This is a genomic window from Zoogloea sp., assembly GCF_041904905.1.
Lineage (GTDB): Bacteria > Pseudomonadota > Gammaproteobacteria > Burkholderiales > Rhodocyclaceae > Zoogloea.
On the sequence record NZ_JAYRMI010000001.1, the window covers coordinates 20,876 to 39,888 of the forward strand.

General features: G+C 64.9%; 22 protein-coding genes. 5 read left to right on the forward strand and 17 right to left on the reverse strand.

Features of this window, described 5'->3' with window-relative positions; translation table 11 throughout:
* Positions 1-57 precede the first annotated feature (57 nt).
* Genes ACE3N6_RS00095 through ACE3N6_RS00115 form a run of 5 tightly spaced genes read left to right on the forward strand, consistent with a single transcriptional unit; the run spans position 58 to position 4,856 of the window.
* Entirely contained in the window at positions 58-1,071 is a 1,014-nt protein-coding gene (locus ACE3N6_RS00095; protein ID WP_374243121.1) for a sulfate ABC transporter substrate-binding protein, read from the forward strand.
* Positions 1,068-1,901: a sulfate ABC transporter permease subunit CysT gene (gene cysT, locus ACE3N6_RS00100; protein WP_374243122.1), complete on the forward strand. Its 834-nt coding sequence runs from the start codon at positions 1,068-1,070 to the stop codon at positions 1,899-1,901. The genes ACE3N6_RS00095 and cysT overlap by 4 nt, the downstream gene beginning before the upstream one ends.
* Positions 1,901-2,794 carry a sulfate ABC transporter permease subunit CysW gene (gene cysW / locus ACE3N6_RS00105; protein ID WP_374243123.1) on the forward strand — a complete coding sequence of 298 codons (894 nt, stop codon included), beginning with the start codon at positions 1,901-1,903 and terminating at the stop codon, positions 2,792-2,794. Before cysT ends, cysW begins: the two co-directional genes overlap by 1 nt.
* A gap of 1 nt (position 2,795) precedes the next feature.
* Positions 2,796-3,905: a sulfate/molybdate ABC transporter ATP-binding protein gene (locus tag ACE3N6_RS00110; RefSeq protein WP_374243124.1), complete on the forward strand. Its 1,110-nt coding sequence runs from the start codon at positions 2,796-2,798 to the stop codon at positions 3,903-3,905.
* A 3-nt stretch (positions 3,906-3,908) separates the two neighbouring features.
* Complete coding sequence (locus ACE3N6_RS00115; RefSeq protein WP_374243125.1) at positions 3,909-4,856, forward strand: CysB family HTH-type transcriptional regulator; 948 nt, start codon at positions 3,909-3,911, stop codon at positions 4,854-4,856.
* A gap of 333 nt (positions 4,857-5,189) precedes the next feature.
* Here ACE3N6_RS00115 and ACE3N6_RS00120 read toward each other — a convergent pair whose 3' ends face one another.
* From ACE3N6_RS00120 to ACE3N6_RS00200, 17 genes are all read right to left on the reverse strand, one after another.
* Complete coding sequence (locus ACE3N6_RS00120) at positions 5,190-5,480, reverse strand: hypothetical protein (RefSeq protein WP_374243126.1); 291 nt, start codon at positions 5,478-5,480, stop codon at positions 5,190-5,192.
* A 112-nt stretch (positions 5,481-5,592) separates the two neighbouring features.
* Positions 5,593-6,426 (reverse strand): hypothetical protein, encoded by an 834-nt coding sequence (locus ACE3N6_RS00125; protein WP_374243127.1) that lies wholly within the window; start codon positions 6,424-6,426, stop codon positions 5,593-5,595.
* 152 nt (positions 6,427-6,578) lie between these two features.
* Positions 6,579-7,589, reverse strand: a complete 1,011-nt coding sequence (locus ACE3N6_RS00130) for a DGQHR domain-containing protein (protein ID WP_374243128.1) — start codon at positions 7,587-7,589, stop codon at positions 6,579-6,581.
* A 167-nt stretch (positions 7,590-7,756) separates the two neighbouring features.
* On the reverse strand, positions 7,757-8,017 hold the full coding sequence (locus ACE3N6_RS00135) for an aminotransferase class V-fold PLP-dependent enzyme (RefSeq protein WP_374243254.1): 261 nt from the start codon (positions 8,015-8,017) through the stop codon (positions 7,757-7,759).
* A gap of 263 nt (positions 8,018-8,280) precedes the next feature.
* Complete coding sequence (locus tag ACE3N6_RS00140) at positions 8,281-8,949, reverse strand: RBBP9/YdeN family alpha/beta hydrolase (RefSeq protein WP_374243129.1); 669 nt, start codon at positions 8,947-8,949, stop codon at positions 8,281-8,283.
* An 11-nt stretch (positions 8,950-8,960) separates the two neighbouring features.
* Positions 8,961-9,968, reverse strand: a complete 1,008-nt coding sequence (locus tag ACE3N6_RS00145; protein ID WP_374243130.1) for a sulfate ABC transporter substrate-binding protein — start codon at positions 9,966-9,968, stop codon at positions 8,961-8,963.
* Positions 9,969-10,152: 184 nt separating this feature from the next.
* A complete protein-coding gene (locus ACE3N6_RS00150) occupies positions 10,153-10,581 on the reverse strand; it encodes a DUF1841 family protein (protein ID WP_374243131.1) in 429 nt (142 codons plus the stop codon).
* A gap of 86 nt (positions 10,582-10,667) precedes the next feature.
* Complete coding sequence (gene nth, locus ACE3N6_RS00155) at positions 10,668-11,294, reverse strand: endonuclease III (protein WP_374243255.1); 627 nt, start codon at positions 11,292-11,294, stop codon at positions 10,668-10,670.
* A 16-nt stretch (positions 11,295-11,310) separates the two neighbouring features.
* A complete protein-coding gene (locus ACE3N6_RS00160; RefSeq protein ID WP_374243132.1) occupies positions 11,311-11,991 on the reverse strand; it encodes an electron transport complex subunit E in 681 nt (226 codons plus the stop codon).
* Between the two features lie 12 nt (positions 11,992-12,003).
* On the reverse strand, positions 12,004-12,669 hold the full coding sequence (locus ACE3N6_RS00165; RefSeq protein WP_374243133.1) for an RnfABCDGE type electron transport complex subunit G: 666 nt from the start codon (positions 12,667-12,669) through the stop codon (positions 12,004-12,006).
* Between the two features lies 1 nt (position 12,670).
* Positions 12,671-13,693, reverse strand: coding sequence for an RnfABCDGE type electron transport complex subunit D (locus ACE3N6_RS00170; protein WP_374243134.1), 1,023 nt, complete (start codon positions 13,691-13,693; stop codon positions 12,671-12,673).
* Between the two features lie 21 nt (positions 13,694-13,714).
* On the reverse strand, positions 13,715-15,436 hold the full coding sequence (gene rsxC / locus ACE3N6_RS00175) for an electron transport complex subunit RsxC (protein WP_374243135.1): 1,722 nt from the start codon (positions 15,434-15,436) through the stop codon (positions 13,715-13,717).
* Between the two features lie 41 nt (positions 15,437-15,477).
* Complete coding sequence (gene rsxB, locus ACE3N6_RS00180) at positions 15,478-16,029, reverse strand: electron transport complex subunit RsxB (protein ID WP_374243136.1); 552 nt, start codon at positions 16,027-16,029, stop codon at positions 15,478-15,480.
* A gap of 4 nt (positions 16,030-16,033) precedes the next feature.
* Positions 16,034-16,618, reverse strand: a complete 585-nt coding sequence (rsxA, locus tag ACE3N6_RS00185) for an electron transport complex subunit RsxA (RefSeq protein ID WP_374243137.1) — start codon at positions 16,616-16,618, stop codon at positions 16,034-16,036.
* Between the two features lie 112 nt (positions 16,619-16,730).
* Complete coding sequence (locus ACE3N6_RS00190) at positions 16,731-17,744, reverse strand: quinone-dependent dihydroorotate dehydrogenase (RefSeq protein ID WP_374243138.1); 1,014 nt, start codon at positions 17,742-17,744, stop codon at positions 16,731-16,733.
* Positions 17,745-17,785: 41 nt separating this feature from the next.
* A complete protein-coding gene (locus ACE3N6_RS00195) occupies positions 17,786-18,259 on the reverse strand; it encodes a hypothetical protein (RefSeq protein ID WP_374243139.1) in 474 nt (157 codons plus the stop codon).
* Positions 18,260-18,266: 7 nt separating this feature from the next.
* Positions 18,267-19,007, reverse strand: coding sequence for an arginyltransferase (locus ACE3N6_RS00200; RefSeq protein ID WP_374243140.1), 741 nt, complete (start codon positions 19,005-19,007; stop codon positions 18,267-18,269).
* Between the last annotated feature and the right edge of the window lie 6 nt (positions 19,008-19,013).

The window sequence follows — 19,013 nt, forward strand, 5'->3', positions numbered from 1 at the left end:
GAAGGGGATAGACGGTTTTTATACTTGGGCCAATAACCCATCCCAAGGAGAGCCCGAATGTCCTTCCCCAAATTTTCCGTGCGTCCCGTGTTCGGCCTGCTGGCGGCCCTGTCGATCGTGTCGGCCGGCCCCGCGGCGGCCAACGCCACCTTGCTCAACGTCTCGTACGACGTGTCGCGGGAGCTGTACAAGGAGATCAACCCGGCCTTCGTCGCCCACTGGCAGAAGACCACCGGCGAGAAGCTCACCATCAACCAGTCCCACGGCGGGTCGAGCAAGCAGATCCAGTCGGTGATCGCCGGCCTCGACGCCGACGTGGTCACCATGAATCAGGCGGCCGACGTGGATGTGCTGGCGCGATCCGGCGCCGCCTCGGCCGACTGGCGCAAGGCCTTCCCCAACGCCGCCGCGCCCTACACCTCGGCCACCATCTTCCTGGTGCGCAAGGGCAACCCCAAGGGCATCAAGGATTGGAACGATCTGGCCCGCGCCGGCGTGAGCGTGGTGATCCCCAACCCCAAGACCTCCGGCAACGGCCGCTACACCTACCTGGCGGCGTGGGGCTACGCGCTCTCGAAGGGGGGTAACGACGCCGCGGCGAAGGACTTCGTCGGCAAGCTGTTCGCCAACGTGCCGGTGTTCGACGGCGGCGGCCGCGGCGCCACCACCACCTTCACCCAGCGGGGCATTGGCGATGTGCTGGTCACCTTCGAGAACGAGGCGGTGCTGATCGACAACGAAGTGGGCGGCGACCAGTTCGACGTGGTGTACCCGTCCCTCTCCATCGACGCCTCGGCGCCGGTGGCCATCGTGAACAAGGTGGTGGACAAGAAGGGCACCCGCAAGCAGGCCACCGCCTACCTCAACTACCTGTACTCGCCCGAAGGGCAGGAGATCATCGCCAAGCATTACTTCCGCCCGCGTGACCCGGCGGTGGCCAAGAAGTACGCGGCGCGCTTCCCGGCGATCCGCACCTTCACGGTGGAGGAGAAATTCGGCAGCTGGGAAGCCGTGCAGAAGACCCACTTTGCCGACGGCGGCATCTATGACCAGATCGCGGTGAAACGATGACTACCGCCACTCATCGCGTGCTGCCCGGTTTCGGCCTGAGCCTGGGCTACACCCTGGCCTACCTCTCGCTGATCGTCCTGATCCCGCTGGTGGCGGTGTTCCTGAAGGCGGGCTCGCTGGGCTTCGAGCACTTCTGGGATGCGGCCACCTCGCCGCGGGTGCTGGCGTCCTACAAGCTGTCCTTCGGCGCCTCGCTGATCGCCGCGGCGATCAACGCGGTGTTCGGGCTGCTGCTGGCCTGGGCGCTGGTACGCTACTCCTTCCCCGGCAAGCGGCTGGTGGATGCGCTGGTGGATCTGCCCTTCGCGCTGCCCACCGCGGTGGCCGGCATCGCGCTCACCGCGCTCTACGCCAAGAACGGCTGGGTCGGCAGCCTGCTCGACCCGCTGGGCATCCAGGTGGCGTTCACCCCGCTGGGCATTCTGGTGGCGCTGATCTTCATCGGCCTGCCCTTTGTGGTGCGCACGGTGCAGCCCATCCTGGAAGACCTCGACACCGAATACGAGGAAGCCGCGGTGAGCCTGGGCGCCAGCCGCTGGCAGGCCTTCGTGCATGTGGTGCTGCCCACGCTGTTCCCGGCGCTCCTCACCGGCTTTGCGCTGGCCTTTGCCCGCGCCGTGGGTGAGTACGGCTCGGTGATCTTCATCGCCGGCAACATTCCGCTGGTGTCCGAGATCACCCCGCTGATGATCATCACCAAGCTGGAGCAATACGACTACGCCGGCGCCACCTCGGTGGCGGTGGTGATGCTGATCTTCTCGTTCATCCTGCTGCTCATCATCAACGGCCTGCAGGCCTGGACGGCCAAACGTACCGGGAGGGCCCGCTGATGGCTGGCGCCGCTGCTGCATTGCACGGGTCGGCGGATCACGCCGCCCGTTTTGAATCCAAGGCCGCCACCCGCGAGCCGGCCCTCGTCAAGTGGGCCATCATCGGGGTGTCGCTGACCTTCTTCGCGGTGTTCCTGCTGCTGCCGCTCATCGCCGTGTTCTACGAGGCGCTGCGCAAGGGCTGGGACACTTACTGGGGCGCGCTGCTCGACCCCGACGCCCTGTCGGCGATCAAGCTCACCCTCACCGCCGCGCTGATCTCGGTGCCCCTCAACCTCGTCTTCGGCGTGGCCGCGGCGTGGTCGATCACCAAGTTCGAGTTCCGGGGCAAGCACTTCCTCATCACCCTGATCGACCTGCCGTTCTCGGTGTCGCCGGTGGTGTCGGGCCTGATCTACGTGCTGGTGTTCGGCGCCCAGGGCTGGTTTGGCCCGTGGCTGTCGGATCACGACGTGAAGGTGATCTTCGCGGTGCCCGGCATCGTGCTGGCCACTGTCTTCGTGACCTTCCCCTTCGTGGCGCGGGAGCTGATCCCGCTGATGGAAGCCCAGGGCAAGGAGGAGGAAGAGGCCGCCGTGGTGCTGGGCGCGCGGGGCTGGCAGACCTTCTGGCATGTGACGCTGCCCAACGTGAAGTGGGGCCTGCTGTACGGGGTGATCCTGTGCAACGCCCGGGCGATGGGCGAGTTTGGCGCGGTGAGCGTGGTGTCGGGCCATATCCGTGGCCAGACCAACACCATGCCGCTCCACGTGGAGATTCTCTACAACGAATACCAGTTTGCGGCCGCGTTTGCGGTGGCATCCCTGCTGGCCCTTCTGGCCCTGGTGACGCTGGTCATCAAGGTGTGGGTCGAGCGTCAGGCCGGCAAGGCTGCAGCATCCGAGGACGAATGAAATGAGCATCGAAGTCAAGAACATCCGCAAAGAGTTCGGCAGCTTTACCGCGCTGAAGGACGTATCCCTCGATTTCCCCACCGGCGAGCTGGTGGCCCTGCTGGGCCCCTCCGGCTGCGGCAAGACCACCCTGCTGCGCATCATCGCCGGGCTGGAGACCGCCGACGCCGGCCAGGTGCTGCTCGACGGCGCCGACGCCTCCGACACCCACGTGCGAGAGCGCCAGGTGGGCTTCGTGTTCCAGCACTACGCCCTGTTCCGCCACATGACCGTGTTCGACAACGTGGCCTTCGGGATGCGCATGAAGCCGCGCGCCCAGCGCCCCTCCAAGGCCGAGATCAAGGCCAAGGTCACCGAACTGCTCAAGCTCGTGCAGCTCGACTGGGTGGCGGACCGCTTCCCGGCCCAGCTCTCCGGCGGCCAGCGGCAGCGCATCGCGCTGGCCCGGGCGCTGGCGGTAGAGCCGCGGGTGCTGCTCCTCGACGAGCCCTTCGGCGCGCTGGATGCCAAGGTGCGCAAGGAGCTGCGCCGCTGGCTGCGCCGGCTGCACGACGAGCTGCACATCACCTCCATCTTCGTCACCCACGACCAGGAAGAAGCCCTGGAAGTGGCCGACCGCGTGGTGCTGATGGACCACGGCAAGGTGGAGCAGGTGGGCACGCCCGAGCAGGTGTATCGCCACCCGGCCTCGCCCTTCGTGTATGGCTTCCTGGGCTCGGTCAATCTGTTCCACGGCCGGGTGGAAGGCGATGCGGTGCATGTGGCCGATAATCGCCTCTCGGCCGAGAAGGTCGATCTGACCCACGGCAGCGAAGTGGTCGCCTTTGCCCGACCCCATGAACTCGCCATCGTCGTCGACCCCAAGGCCACCGATGGCGTATCGGCGCGGGTCAATCGCATCCTCGCCTTCGGCGTCACCGCGCGGGTCGAACTCGACGGGCTCAATGGCTCTACCGGGCAGGTCTTCGAGGTGGAGATCACCCGCGACGAAGTGGCCCGGCTGGGGGTTGAAGAAGGGCAGGTGGTGCGCCTCGTGCCGTCGCGCCTGAGCGTGTTCGGGCGCGATCCGGCCGGCGCCGCCCCGGTGCCGGCACCCAACTGGGAAATCTGAGCGATGAACTTCCAGCAACTGCGCATCATCCACGAAACGGTGCGGCGCAACTTCAACCTGACCGAGGTGGCCAACGCGCTGTTCACCTCCCAGTCGGGCGTCTCCAAGCACATCAAGGATCTGGAGGACGAGCTTGGGCTCGAACTCTTCGTGCGCAAGGGCAAGCGCCTGCTCGGGCTCACCGAGCCGGGGCAGGAGCTGGTGCATGTGGTGGACCGCATGCTGATGGACGCCCGCAACATCAAGACCATCGCCGCCCAGTTCAGCGCCCGCGACCACGGCCAGCTCACCGTGGCCACCACCCACACCCAGGCACGCTACGTGCTGCCCCAGGTGGTCACCCAGTTCAAGCAGGCCTTCCCCAAGGTGCATCTGGTGCTGCACCAGGCCAGCCCCGGCGAGATCGCCGCGATGCTGCTCGATGGCCGTGCCGACATCGGCATCGCCACCGAGGCCCTGGCCGCGGTGCCGGAGTTCGTCTCCTTCAGCTATTACGGCTGGCACCACTCGGTGATCGTGCCGGCCGGGCATCCCCTCGAATCCGTCGAGCCCCTCACGCTGGAGGCGGTGGCCGAGCACCCCATCATCACCTACCACGAAGGCTTCACCGGCCGCGCCCGGATCGACGAGACCTTCGCCACCGCCCGCCTGTCGCCGGATATCGTGATGTCGGCGCTGGACGCAGACGTCATCAAGGCCTACGTGGAACTGGGGCTGGGCATCGGCATCGTGGCCTCGATGGCCTACGACCCGATCCGCGACCAGAACCTGCGCATGCTGCCCAGCAGCCACCTGTTCGGCGAGAACGTCACCCGCATCGCGGTGCGCAAGGGCCACTTCCTGCGCGGCTTTGCCTACTGTTTCATCGAACTGTGCTCGCCGACCCTCACCGAAGCCGTCGTCCGCGCGGCCCTGCGGCCGGAGGCGGAGAGCGAGGCGGTAGTGTACTAAGGCGTTCGCCCGCCCCCGGCACCTGCACCACGCAGGCGCCACAACAAAACGGCCACCACGATGAAATCGGGTGGCCGTTCTTGTCTGCGGGGGCCGGCCTTATCCCACGCCGCCCCACGCCGGGCGCCAATCCCCAACTCCTGCTCAAGATCGGCACTCCGTAACGCAAACCGTTGATTCTGCTGATGGCCGATTGGCAAAGCGCACCCTGAACTGGCCCGGGTGATGTCCGCGACGCAGCCCGCACAGAAGCCATTCATCGCGGTGAAGAAACCAAGCTCGATGCAACAGAAACCAATCGTGCGTGAACAGAAACCAATCCAGAAAAGTTGGTTACCAATCTGGCGAAAACAGTTTCTGTTCACGCCAGATTGGTAACCAACGGCCGGTGAACGGAAACCAAACCCGCCAGCGAAAAGACCTCGCACGCAAGCAAGGTTTCCAGTTCAGGCCGCTTGCCAACTCACCATCGCCTGTTTGCATCCAGGCCGGCGAAGGTGGCATCTGTTCGGGCGCTCCATCTTCCTCTGGTGATGCGGCAAAGACGTGAATCCATAATGGGTCGCTGCGGGAGTCTTGGGGGCCGTGGTAGATGGTCTTCTCGAAGGTGACGTTGGCGATCATGTTGCCGCCGCCATGCCCGGTTGGGATGACGAACTTTATCGCTATTCTAGGATAAATGGAGCCTGATTCGTTGCTGTGAAACTTGAAGGTGGTGTTTTTGAAGAATAAAATTTCACACAGCAACTCGGTTTAAGCGCAAGAGTTTGAATGGTAATCGGTCTACAAAACTTGATTTTTCGCGATTTGTGCGCCGTGCAACGTCAGATAATGCAGCTGTTAGTAGCTGTACCATAACGTTGCAAGCGTCAATAAAGCAGGTCAAATCTTCTGATGATTGACCGATTTCAAATCCGTCTGGATCTCTTGGGGCCCAGCGCGTCATTCGTGCGATCAGTTTGGTGCCGGTTTTGGGTTTAAGCTTGTTGTATGGATACCATACCCCGTAATCATGCCTGTAATTAATGTTGTTGCGAACAGTCGATGGCCATGCGCCACTTTTCCCTTGTCGGCATAGATGATTACGAAGCTTGGATAATAATTGAACAGTGTTTTGTGCTTGCTGTGCGCCGCCTAAGGTCAGAGTTATTTCGTCTTCCAAGTCTTGAATTAGGTTGAGAAATAGCTTCCACATTTCTTCGTGTGAGCCCCCCGCTCCCGATCCCATCTTAGTTACTTGCACTATGCTGGGATTCGCTCTGTCGACTTTAACGATATGAAGCCCTTGCGATATCCTTGGTGGCATGCCTAGATACTGTCCGCCGATTTGATTCAAGAATGATGCGGTTTGCCCTGAAAACATATTTACACCTGTGCCTGACAGTCTTAGCAGAGCATGGGCTGTGTAAAAGCTGGCGTAGTAATACCGGACCAGCGGCCATCCTAGCGAGCGTGGATCGTGTGTATGTGAGCCTGTAGCCAGAAGTGATTCATAGGCAGCACAACTGAATCTTGCGATCTCTCCAGCCATTGCTTCGGCAAGTCGCTCATGTGCCGTGGAAACATCCAAATTCAATGTTCCTGCAAGACTGGAATGCCACGAATATGTGCCGCTTAGAAGCCATGGCTCGACTCCTGGCCCTGGAACGCTAACTTTGTTCAGTCCAGTTATCCATCGCGGACGCAAGAAGTCGGCAAACAGATTTCCAATTGCTGTCACAATCAACCTATTATGAAACCTGATTTCAGAGCTTTAAGCATGTCGCCGGCTAGATCTTTTGGGGATCGCGGGGGGGATTTAAACCGCGCTGGCTTTACCCTGTCAAAGATTCCTGTCAGTATATTAGCGAAATCACTCTCAAGGAAAGAGATGCCGGCACGATCAACTACGCGCTGAGCAACATCTGGAAATATTTCAAAAATCGCTCGAAAAACAGTTGGGTTAACAATACTCTCTCGGGCGTCTATTACACTTAGGCCCCGATAGAAGGCTTTTAAGTAATTTCGTAGTGCCGGATATATTGTTGAGCTAGATGATGCAGCAAATGAAGAAAGAACGGGTTTGACTGCAGCGTTAAATGTTACGCGAGTGATCTTGCCCTTTGCCTTTGAAGAGGGGCTTGTCAGTCCAATTAGTGGGCTATCACTATCTTCGCCAAATGCGTCAAAAAGTTCACGAAGTAGCGCCTCGTCATTGTTCTCTGCGTCTGCCAGTTTCTTAATGTCTAATAGTAATTCATTTGGAACTGGTCGCTGCTTTGTATTGATATCGATGAAAAGCTTTGACTCCTGTTGTTTGGTAAGCCCGTTGTAGATGACTACCGGAACTCTGAGTTTCGAGTTGGCTTTTGCGAAGCCGAATACGCGATGCTGCCCATCGATGATTAAGAATGAATACTTTTGAAACGAAAACTCAAGAGTTTTCCCCCTGCCGATCACTTGAAGGTTTGCTTCAGGTTGTGCGGAAAGTACGATGGAGCTTGGAATGGTCCCGAAGCCTAAATCCATGTAGTCGGCAATTTCTTGAGCGCGACGTTCGTCGAGAACGCGTTGAAACCCTACAAGAGGATCTTCCTCTCTGCTTGTAGCAAAACAACAGCCAGCCAGCACATCTGATGGCATGGTAAGTGTGAAAAAACGGTGATTTCCTTGTGTTACAAGACTGGTCGAATAGCGTAATTGATCGCCGTATTCAACTGCCGCATCTTCGTGCCCGCTATCAACAATTGCCATTGCTGAAATTTCCTCGTTTAGGGATATCAATGGTAGTATAACCTAGGGAAATACGATTTGAATAGAAAGTCGTAGCCCCGGCGGCGCGAATGGCTATGGCTATCAACCAGCACCATTCTTTTGTATCACTTGTGCGAGAGGAGCTCGTTTGCGGAGGCTTGTCCCCGTCATGGTCGCTGCCACGGGGGCATGTCTTCGAGGATGGACCGCTTGCCGAACACCGCGCCGATGCCGGTGGGGGCGAACACCTTGTGGCCGGAGAAGACGAAGAAGTCCGCGCCGATCTCCTGCACATTCACCCGCATGTGCGATACCGACTGGGCGCCATCGACGACCGCCACCGCGCCGGCCTGGTGGGCCATGGCGACGATCTCCTTGACCGGCACCACGGTGCCCAGGGCGTTGGAGACGTGGGTGACGGAGACGATCCTGGTGCGGCTTCATCGAGGGCTGCGAATGACGATCTTTGCCCTGCGATTCGATCTCGCAGCACTGCGAGAAGGATTCTCAGCCGTGCGATTCGATATCGCAGCACTGCGAGAAGGATTTGCAGGTGTGCGATTCGATCTTGCAGCACTGCGAGAAGGATTCGCAGGTGTGTGATTCGATCTCGCAGCACTGCGAGAAGGATTCGCAGCCGTGCGATTCGATATCGCAAGGGTGTGAGAGGGATTCGCCGGCTGGCGCGGGGTCAGAGGCCGGCGATCTGGCGGGTGCGGTGGCGCAGGCGGGCGAGGGCGCTGTGGCGGCCCCGCCGGGGGGGTGCGCCATCTTCGATGCTGCCCAGGGGCAGGTCTTCGCTGGCGGCCTGGAGGCGCTGGAGGAGCTGGAGGCCGGCGGGCCAGGGGCCGTGGCCCGATTCCACGTTGATGTGCCCGGCGGGGCCGATGTTTTCGAGCTGGCTGCCCCAGCAATCGGCCCAGTAGGCGGCGGAGGACAGGCGCACCCACGGGTCGTTGGTGCTCGCCACGACCAGGCTGGGCACCGCCAGGGTGTGGCGGGGAATCCACCGGGCCAGGCTGTCTCCGTCGCGCCAGGTTGCCGTGTCGCGCAGGCCGGTGGGGGTGAAGCGGTCGGGGTCGGCGGGGGCGACGAGCATCAGGCCGGCCACCCGCTCGGGGCGGTCGGCGGTGGCGACCGCCGCGGCGAGGCAGCCGAAACTGTGGGCCACCACCCACACCGGCCCGGGGGCGCGGTCGATGGCGTCGCGCACGGCGTTGGCCCAGCGGGCGAGGATGGGGCGCTCCCAGTCGATGTCGGCGACGCGGCGGGCGCCCGGCAGCTGCGCCTCGATCCAGCTTTGCCAGTGCGTGGGGCCGCTCCCCAGGAAGCCGGGCACGATGAGGGTGGTGTGGGGCATGGCGGGCGGCCTCAGCGGACAGTGGCGATCTGGTCGAAGATGCCGCCGTCGGCGAAGTGAAGCTGCTGGGCCTTGGTCCAGCCGCCGAAGGTGTCGTCGATGGTGAAGAGCTTGACCGGCGCGAACTGCTTTGCGTACTTCGCCGCGATCTTCGGGTCGCGGGGGCGGTAGTAGTTGTCGCCGGCGAGGGTCTGGCCTTCGGGGGAGTAGAGGTATTCGAGGTAGGCGGTGGCGAGCTTGCGGGTGCCGCGCTTGTCCACCACCTTGTCCACGATGCTCACCGGCGGCTCGGCGAGGATGGAGACGGAGGGGGTGACGAGGTCGAACTTGTCCGGGCCCAGCTCCTTGATGGCGAGGTAGGCTTCGTTCTCCCAGGCGATCAGCACGTCGCCGATGCCGCGCTCTACAAACGTGGTGGTGGAGCCGCGGGCGCCGGAGTCGAGCACCTTGACGTTGGCGAAGAGCTTTCTGACGAACTCGCGGGCGCTGGCGTCGTTGCCGCCGGGCTGCTTGAGGGCGTAGCCCCAGGCGGCGAGGTAGTTCCAGCGGGCGCCGCCGGAGGTCTTGGGGTTGGGGGTGATGACGCCGACGCCGGGCTTGACCAGATCGTTCCAGTCGCGGATCTGCTTGGGGTTGCCCTTGCGCACCAGGAACACGATGGTGGAGGTGTAGGGGGAGGCGTTGTGGGGGAGGCGCTTTTGCCAGTCGGCGGGGATCAGCCTGGCCTTGTCGGCGAGGGCGTCCACGTCGTAGGCGAGGGCGAGGGTGACCACGTCGGCTTCGAGGCCGTCGATCACCGAGCGGGCCTGCTTGCCCGAGCCGCCGTGGGATTGTTTGACGGTGACGGTTTCGTTGGTCTTGTTCTTCCAGTACTTGGCGAAGGCGGCGTTGAAATCCTGGTAGAACTCGCGGGTCGGGTCGTAGGAGACGTTGAGCAGGGTCTGCTGGGCGAGGGCGGGGGTGACGAGGCCCAGGGTGAGCAGGGCGGCGGCGAGGCCGCGCTTGAGACGATGGGGCATGGCGGGTTCCTTTGTGTCGGTGACGGGATGCGCCAAGTCTAGGGATGTGGCGGCCAGGACCGAACCAATTAAAAGGAAGAAGCTAATCACCGGATCGGGAAAGGCGCCGGGGCCCGCCGGGGCCGGAAAAAACAAACCCCCGGACGGGGCCGGGGGCTGGGGCGCTGCGGTGGTGCGCGGGGGCTTAAGCGCCGGCGCGCTTCCAGACGCATTCGACGTAGGCTTTGCCGTCGAGGGGGGCCTTGTCGCGCTGGGCGCGCCAGATGGTTTCGCCAAGGCATTCGAGCACGTCGTGGAGCGCCGCGTGGCGGTCGCCGTGGCGGGCCTGGGCGTGCTCGAAGGCTTCGCGGATGCCAGGCGGCTGGTTGATGGAGAGCTGTTCCTCGATGGCGAGGTGCAGGGAGAGGTGCAGGAAGGGGTTGATCTGGCCGTCGTCGGGGCTGAAATCTTTCTGCACGCCGTCCGGGTCGCCCAGCAGGGCGTGGTACTCGGGGTGATGGGCGACGAGGTCGGCGGCGATGATCTCGAGCTGGGTGAGTACTTCGCGGTTCTGGTGCTTGCGCCAGGCGTCGACGAAGAACTGGCGGGCTTGGTCACGGGAAGGATCGAACATGGTTTTTGGGGAGTGGGTATTGGGTAATGGGGAGTGGGTGCCGGGAGATGGGAGGTGGTTGCGTCCCACTCCCCATTTCCCAGTCCCTACTTCCCTTTATAGAGGCAGAGGTCGCCGATGATGCATTCGTCGCACTTGGGCTTGCGGGCGACGCATACGTAGCGGCCGTGGAGGATGAGCCAGTGGTGGGCGTCGCGCAGGTAGTCCTTGGGGATGCGGCGCAGCAGGCGCTTTTCCACTTCGAGCACGTCCTTGCCGGGGGCGAGGCCGGTGCGGTTGGCGAGGCGGAAGATGTGGGTGTCCACGGCCATCGTGGGCTCGCCGAAGACGGTGTTGAGCACCACGTTGGCGGTCTTGCGGCCGACGCCGGGGAGGACTTCGAGGGCTTCGCGGTCCTTGGGCACTTCGCCGCCGTGGCGTTCGAGCAGCAGGCGGGAGAGCGCCGCGGTGTTCTTGGCCTTGTTGCGGAACAGGCCGATGGTCTTGATGTGTTCGGCGATGCCGTCCTCGCCCAGATCAGCCATCGCCTCGGGGGTGGGGGCGACGGCGAAGAGCTTGCGGGTGGCGATGTTCACGCCCTTGTCGGTGGCCTGGGCCGACAGTACCACGGCCACCAGCAGCTGGAAGGGCGTGGCGTATTCGAGTTCGGTGGTGGGGTGGGGGTTGGCGTCCCGCAGCCGGCGGAAGACTTCGGCAACCGCCGCGAGGCGCATGTCGGCCATGGGGCGGTCAGGCTTCGGCGGCCTTGGCCGCGAGGGCAGCGGCGTGGGCGCGGGCGAGCTTGCGGGCCTCGATCCAGTTGCGGCCGGCGATCAGGCAGCCCAGGGCGATGAAGGCGCCGGGCGGCAGGATGGCTACCAGAAAGCCCGGGTAGTCGTCGCCGAACAGCACGATGGGCTGCATGCCGGGGAAGATCATCTCGATGCCCGACAGCAGGGTGCCGCTGCCGATCACCTCGCGGATGGCGCCCAGCACCGCCAGCACCAGGGTGAGGCCGATGCCCATGGCGATGCCGTCCACGGTGGAGCCGCCGGGTTCGTTCTTGGCGGCGAAGGCTTCGACCCGGGCGAGCACGATGCAGTTGGTGACGATCAGCGGGATGAAGATGCCGAGCACCAGGTAAAGCTCGTGCAGATAGGCGTTGAAGGCCAGATCGACCACCGTGACGAGCGCGGCGATGATGAGGATGAACACCGGGATGCGGATCTCGTAGGGGATGAAGTTGCGCAGCGCAGCGATCACCAGGTTGGACATGGCCATCACCAGGATGGTGGCGAGGCCCAGGCTGACCGCGTTGACGATGTTGGTGCTGATGGCGAGGATCGGGCACAGGCCGAGGATCTGGACGACCCCGGTGTTCTGCTTCCAGATGCCGTTCCAGGCGATGTCTTTGTAGGCTTGAATGTCCATGGCGGGGCTCCGTCAGGGGGTGCCGGCAAACTGGGCGCCGCTTTGCGCCGCGAAGAGCCGATCCCGGTTGTCGGCGGCAAAGCGGGCGGCGCGGGCCACGGCGTTGGTCACCGCGCGGGCGCTGATGGTGGCGCCGGTGTGGTAGGCGATCTGGCCGCCGTCTTTCTTCACCTTGCAGCCGGGCAGGTCGGCGGCCTTGAGGTCGGCGAACTGGGCGACCCAAGGGGAGGCTTTGTTCTTGTCTTTCTTGGGGTCGATGTAGTCGCCGAGGCCCGGGGTTTCCCGGTGGGTGACGGCACGCACGCCGGAGACGCCGCCGTCGGCGCGCACGGCGACGATCAGGTCGATGCGGCCGCTGTAGCCATCGGGGGCGACGGTTTCGAGGAGCAGCCCGGCGGGCTCGCCGGCCTTGCGGGCGCGGTAGACGCGGCCGCCTTCGTCGAGGCCCAGCGCAGGCGTGGGGCCGAGGGCGACGAAGTCGTCGAGCAGGACGTTGTCGAAAGTGCCGGCGGGCAGCACTTCGGAGATGAGCTTCATCTTCTCGTCGGCCGCGGCGGCGTCGATCTGGGTTTTGGTGGCGCCGTAGGTGAAGGCCATCAGCGCAGTGAACACCACGGTGAAGGCGACCATGATGGTGCCGGTGCGGGCGGACAGCCGGAGGGCGGTGGTCTCGCTCATGTCAGTCTTTCTTGTGGCCGAACACCGGGGCCTGGGTCTTCATGTCGATGATCGGCACGAGGATGTTCATCAGCAGGGTGGCGAAGGCGACGCCGTCGGGGTAGGCGCCGAAGGCGCGGATCACGAAGGTGAGCACCGCCGCGCCGGCCGCGAAGAGCAGCTTGCCGCGGGCGGTGGTGGCGCCGGAGACCGGGTCGGTGAGGATGAAGAAGGCGCCGATCATCGCGCCGCCCGACGCCAGATGGAACAGCGGCGAGGCGAAGCCGTCGGGGTGCAGGCCCCACATCAGGCCGGCAACGGCGAAGAGCGCGCCGCAGAAGGCCGCGGGGATGTGCCAGGTGATGATGCGCTGCTGGATCAGCCACAGGCCACCCACCAGATAGCCGAGGGCGACCCATTCGCCGCCCTTGCCACCCATCGTGCCGAAGGCCGGGCCGTCCATGAGCTGGCTGGCGCGCAGGCCGTGGAAGGGGGAATCGGGGTTGGCGGCGCCGCGCAGGGCGGTGCGCAGGGCGTCGAGGGGGGTGGCGCCGGTGATGGCGTCCACATCGCGCAGGCCGCCGAAGATCAGCTTGAGCTGGGTGCCGAAATCCAGCTGGCCGGCGGCCGGCCACTGGGACATCAGCGCGGGGTAGGCGACGATCATCAGGCAGAAGGCCGCCATGGCGGGGTTGAAGGGGTTCTGGCCGAGGCCGCCGTAGAGCTGCTTGACTACCACCACCGCCAGCAGGGTGCCGGTGACGGTGAGCCACCAGGGCACGATGGGCGGGAAGGTGAGGGCGATCAGCCAGGCGGTGACGATGGCGGAGAGATCGGTGAGGAAGAGCGCCTTGGGCTTGCCGCGGATGGCGAGCATGGCGGCTTCGCCGGCCAGGGCGGCGGCCGAGGCGATGGCGAGCTGGACGAGAATGCCGGCGCCGAAGAACCACACGTAGGCGGCGATGCCGGGCAGGAGTGCCAGCAGCACCTTGAGCATGACCCGCTGGACACTGGCCGGTTTGCGGACGAAGGGGGAATTGTTCATCGGGGTTTGGGCGGCTGGGGCTCAGGCGTCGCCAGCGGGCGGGGTGTCGGGGGCCTTGTCGGCCTTGGTGGCGGCGTCGCGGCGCGCATCGATGGCGGCCATCTCGGCCTGGATCTCGGGGGTGGCGACCTCGGTGTTCTTTGGCGCGGCCTGGGCTTTCTGGAGGCGGGCCTTTTCCATGGCGGCTTCGATCAGCGCGAGCTTGGCGGGGTCGACCGAGGGCTTGGGTTTGGCCGGCGCGGCAGCGGGGGGGGCAGAGGCGGTGGCGTCCGTGGCCGGGGCGGCACCTTCGGTAGCGACCTTCTCGCGGGTGGCGGCGGCCTTGGCGGCGAGCTTTTCGGCTTTTTCCTGCTTCTCGCGTTCCTGGCGGAAGTTCTTGAACTCGAAGCGGTCGCGGGCGGCGTCGGCGGCTTCCTTCTCGCGCTCGCGGGCCCAGATCTCGCTTTTGGAGAAGCGGAAGTAATCCACCAGCGGAATGTGCGACGGGCACACGAAGCTGCAGCAGCCGCACTCGATGCAGTCGAAGAGGTGGTATTCCTGCGCCTTGCCGAAGTTTTTGGCGCGGGAGAACCAGTACATCTCGAAGGGCGCCAGATCGGCCGGGCAGGCCTTGGCGCACTCGCCGCAGCGGATGCACGGCATTTCGGGGGCGGGGGCCGGGAAGAGCGCCGGGCTGCCGACCAGGATGCAGTTGGTGGCCTTGACCACGGGTACGTCGAAGCGCGGCAGGCGCACGCCCATCATCGGGCCGCCCATGATGTAGCGGTCGGTGTCGGCGCGGGGGGCGGTGAGGCGGACCACGTGATCCATCGGCGTGCCGATCAGCACGTCGTAGTTGCGCGGGTGGGCCACGTTGCCGGCGACGGTGACGACGCGGGACACCAGCGGGCGGCCGAACTCGAGGGCTTCGTAGATGCTGAAGGCGGTGCCCACGTTGAAGCATTGCACGCCGAAATCGGTGGAGCGGCGGCCGTGGGGGACTTCGATGCCGGTGAGCACGCGGATGAGCTGCTTGGCGCCGCCCGCCGGGTAGCGGGTGGGGATGGCGACGGCCTCGATGCCCGTCTCGCCGCTGGCGGCGATGGCGGCCTGCACGGCGGCGACGGCTTCGGGCTTGTTGTCCTCGATGCCGATCAGCACTTCTTCGGCCTGCAGCATGTGGCGCATGGCGACGATGCCCTTGAGCATCTCGGGGGCGCGCTCGCGCATCAGCAGGTCGTCGCAGGTGATGAAGGGCTCGCACTCGGCGCCGTTGATGACCAGCGTCTTGAGGTGCCCTTCCTTGCCCGGCTTGAGCTTGGCGTAGCTGGGGAACACGGCGCCGCCCAGACCGACGATGCCGGCGTCGCGCAGGAAGTCGCGCAGCTCGTCGGGCGGGGTGCTGCGGAAATTGACGCGTTCGAGCGGGCCCCAGGCATCTTCGCCGTCGGGTTCGACAATCACCGACAGGGCCTCGAGGCCGGAGGTGTGGGGCATGAGGGCCGGGGCCACGTCGCGGACGATGCCGGAGGTGGAGGCGTGCACGGCGGACGACAGGTTGCCGTCGGCGCCGCCGATGCGCTGGCCCTTGAAGACCTTGTCGCCGGGCGCCACCAGTGGGCGCGGATGCCCGCCCACGGCTTGATGGAGCGGGATGACCAGCCGGTCGGGCAGCGGCACCTGCCCGATGGGCGCGGTGGTGGATTCGGACTTGTTGGTTTGCGGCTTCACGCCGCCGTGGAACTTGAAGAGTTTGCGCAGCATGTCAGGCCTCGCGGGGGCAGGCGCGTGCGGTGTGGGTCATGTCAGGCGGCCGCCTTGATCTCGAAGACCGGGTAACGCCACTTCCAGGTGTCGACGGTTTCGGCGATGGGCTCCATCGCGATGCAATCTACCGGGCAGGGGGCGAGGCACAACTCGCAGCCGGTGCACTCGGAGGCGACGATGGTGTGCAGCTGCTTGGCGGCGCCGACGATGGCATCGACCGGGCAGGCCTGGATGCACAGGGTGCAGCCGATGCAGGTCTGCTCGTCGATGACCGCCACCGACTTGGGCTTTTCGACGCCGTGCTCTTCGGAGAGCGGTTTGAACTCGCGACCGAGGAGGTCGGCCAGCTTGCGGATGCCTTCCTCGCCGCCGGGCGGGCACTGGTTGATCTCCGCCTCGCCGCTGGCGATGGCCGTGGCGTAGGGCCGGCAGCCGGGGAAGCCGCACTGGCCGCACTGGGTTTGCGGCAGGATGGCGTCGATCTTGTCGACCAGCGGGTCGCCTTCGACCTTGAACTTGATCGATGCAAAGCCGAGCACCGCCCCGAGGACGAGGGCGATGCCGGTCATGACGAGAAGCGCGGTGAGCATGGTGTCAGTGGTACTTGTCGAGGCCGGCGAAGCCCATGAAGGCGAGGCTCATCAGGCCGGCGGTGACCATCGCGATGGCGGTGCCCTTGAAGGGGGCGGGCACGTCGGCGCCGTCGAGGCGTTCGCGGATGCCGGCGAAGAGCACGAGGGCCAGGGAGAAGCCGACCGAGCTGCCGAAGCCGAAGAGCAGGGATTCGAGCAGGTCGTGGTGCAGCGCCACGTTGAGCAGCGGAATGCCCAGTACGGCGCAGTTGGTGGTGATGAGCGGCAGGTAGATGCCCAGCACCTGGTGCAGGGTGGGGCTGCTCTTCTGAATGACCAGCTCGGTCACCTGCACGATGGCGGCGATGATGACGATGAAGGCGAGGGTGCGCAGGTATTCGACGCCGGCGGGCATCAGCACGTAGTGGTCGACCAGATAGCTTGTGCCGCAGCCGAGGGTGAGCACGAAGGTGGTGGCGGCGCCCATGCCGACGGCGGTCTCGAGTTTCTTCGAGACGCCCATGAAGGGGCACAGGCCGAGAATGCGGACCAGCACGACGTTGTTCACAAGAACGGCGCCGAGGATCACGAAGAGGTAGCTTGTCATGGTTGCCGGGAGCGGATGAATCCGGAGGGCAGGGCGAAGGCGGGATTATCCCGCGCCGGCTGGCCGGGACTCAAGCCCGCCATAAGTAGGGTTTTAGCCGGCGCGTGACACATCAGGCGAAATCGCGGGTCTCGGCGACGGATTCGCGGACCAGCGCCGGGCCGCGATAGACGAGGCCGCTGTAGAGTTGGACCAGCTTTGCGCCGGCTTCGAGCTTGGCGCGGGCCTGGCGGCCGTTGAGCACGCCGCCGGCGGCGATGATCGGCACTTCGTTCTGGAGCGCCTTGGCGAGCGCGGCGACGACGGCGGTGGAGGCCTCGAACAGGGGCGCACCGGAGAGCCCACCCTGCTGATCGCCAAACTTGATGCCTTGGACCTTGTCGCGGGCGAGGGTGGTGTTGGTGGCGATCACTGCGTCGATGCGGTGACGGCGGAGGGCGTCGGCGATGTTGGCGATCTGGGCGTCGTCGAGATCGGGGGCGATCTTGAGGGTGATGGGCACGTAGCGGCCGTGCTTGTCGGCGAGCTGGGCCTGACGGGCCTTGAGCTGACCGAGGAGGGCGTCGAGTTCGGATTCGCCCTGCAGCTGGCGCAGATTCTTGGTGTTGGGCGACGAGATGTTGACGGTGATGTAGCTCGCCAGCGGGTAGGCCTTGTCGAGGCAGATGAGGTAGTCGTCGGCGGCGCGTTCGATGGGGGTGTCGGCGTTCTTGCCGATGTTGATGCCGAGGATGCCCCGGTATTTCATCTGCTGGACGTTGCCGATCAGCGCGTCGATGCCGTGGTTATTGAAACCCATCCGGTTGATGACGCCTTTGACTTCCGGCAGCCGGAACATGCGCGGCTTGGGGTTGCCGGGCTGGGCGCGGGGCGTGATCGTGCCGATCTCGATGAAGCCGAAGCCCAGGCGGGCGAGGCCGTCGATGGCTTCGCCGTTCTTGTCGAGGCCGGCTGCGAGGCCGATGCGGTTGGGGAACTGCAGGCCCATGACCTCGACCGGCTTGGCCGGAAGCGGGCGGGCGGCAGGAAGCAGGCGACCGGCGAGATTGAGGCCGGCGAGGGTGGTTTCGTGGGCGGTTTCCGGATCGAGGGAAAACAGCACCGGGCGGGCGATTTCGTAGAGCATCCGCCATTCTACCGCAGTGCGGAAAAGTCTTGTTTCTTCAATCAATCCATGGCGATGCGCAGCTGAAGCCCGAGGTAGCCGCTGTAACCGGGAAGGTTGGGCAGGGCGACCAGATTGGCGCCGACGCGGCCGATCTGGGCGGAGGCGGCGGGTAGCACGAGGATGGGTGACGGATAGCCGGTGGCGAGCAGGCCGAAGGCACCAAAGCGGAAGGGGCCGGCTGCAATGGGCATCCAGCGTCCGCCGACGTAGAAGGTGTTGCGGTCGTAGCTGTTGCGGAAGTAGCCGGCAGAGGCTACCCACGGCGTGCCGGTGAACTCCCGCTCCATGCCGACGCCGGGGTTCGCCTCGCGCCAGTCGCGGCGGTCGGGCTGGAAGTGGTGGGAGGCGCCGGAGAGGGTGAGCCAGTCCCGGTGCGGAGCGGCGGAGAAGTCGTCGAAGGTGGGCGCGGCGCTGGCGCCGGCTGCGCAGCAGGCGAGCGCGGCGGCCCAGAGGGCCCGGGTGGCGAGGGTCATGGTGGAGTCAGTCGAGGCGGGCGAAATCGGCGTCGGTGAGGGTGCGCCACTGGCCGCCGATGCGCCCCTGGAGCGGACGGAAGCGGGCCTTGTAAGCCATCTTGCGGCTGTCGCGGATCCAGTAGCCGAGATAGAGGAAGGGTAGCCCGAGTTCGCGGCAGACTTCGATCTGCCACAGCACGCCGAAGGTGCCGAGGCTGCCGGTGGTGAGGTCCGGGTCGTAGAAGGTGTAGACGCTGGAGAGGCCGTCGGTGAGGCAGTCGATGACGCTCACCATGCGCAGCACGCCCTTCTCGCGGAACTCGATGAGGCGGCTGTCCACATGGCTCTGGAGCAGGAAGTGGGTGTATTGCTCGCGGTTGTCCTGGTCCATGCCGCCGCCGGCGTGACGGCTGGCCTGGTAGCGCTGGTAGAGGGCGTAGTGCTCTTCGGTGAATTCGAGCGGCAGTTCGCGGGGAAGCAGGTGCGCGTGGGCCGACCACGCGCGGCGCTGGCTGCGGTTGGGGCGGAAGTCGGCCACCGGGATGCGCACCGGCACGCAGGATCGGCAGGCGTCGCAGTAGGGGCGGTAAGTGAAGATGCCGCTGCGGCGGAACCCGCTGCGCACGAGTTCGCTGTAGAGCGGGGTGTCGATCAGGTGGCTGGGGGTGGCCACCTGGGAGCGGGCCTGGCGCTCGGGCAGGTAGGAGCAGGCGTAGGGGGCCGTGGCGTAGAACTGCAGCAGGGAGTAGGGGTAGTCCTTGAGCATCGCGCG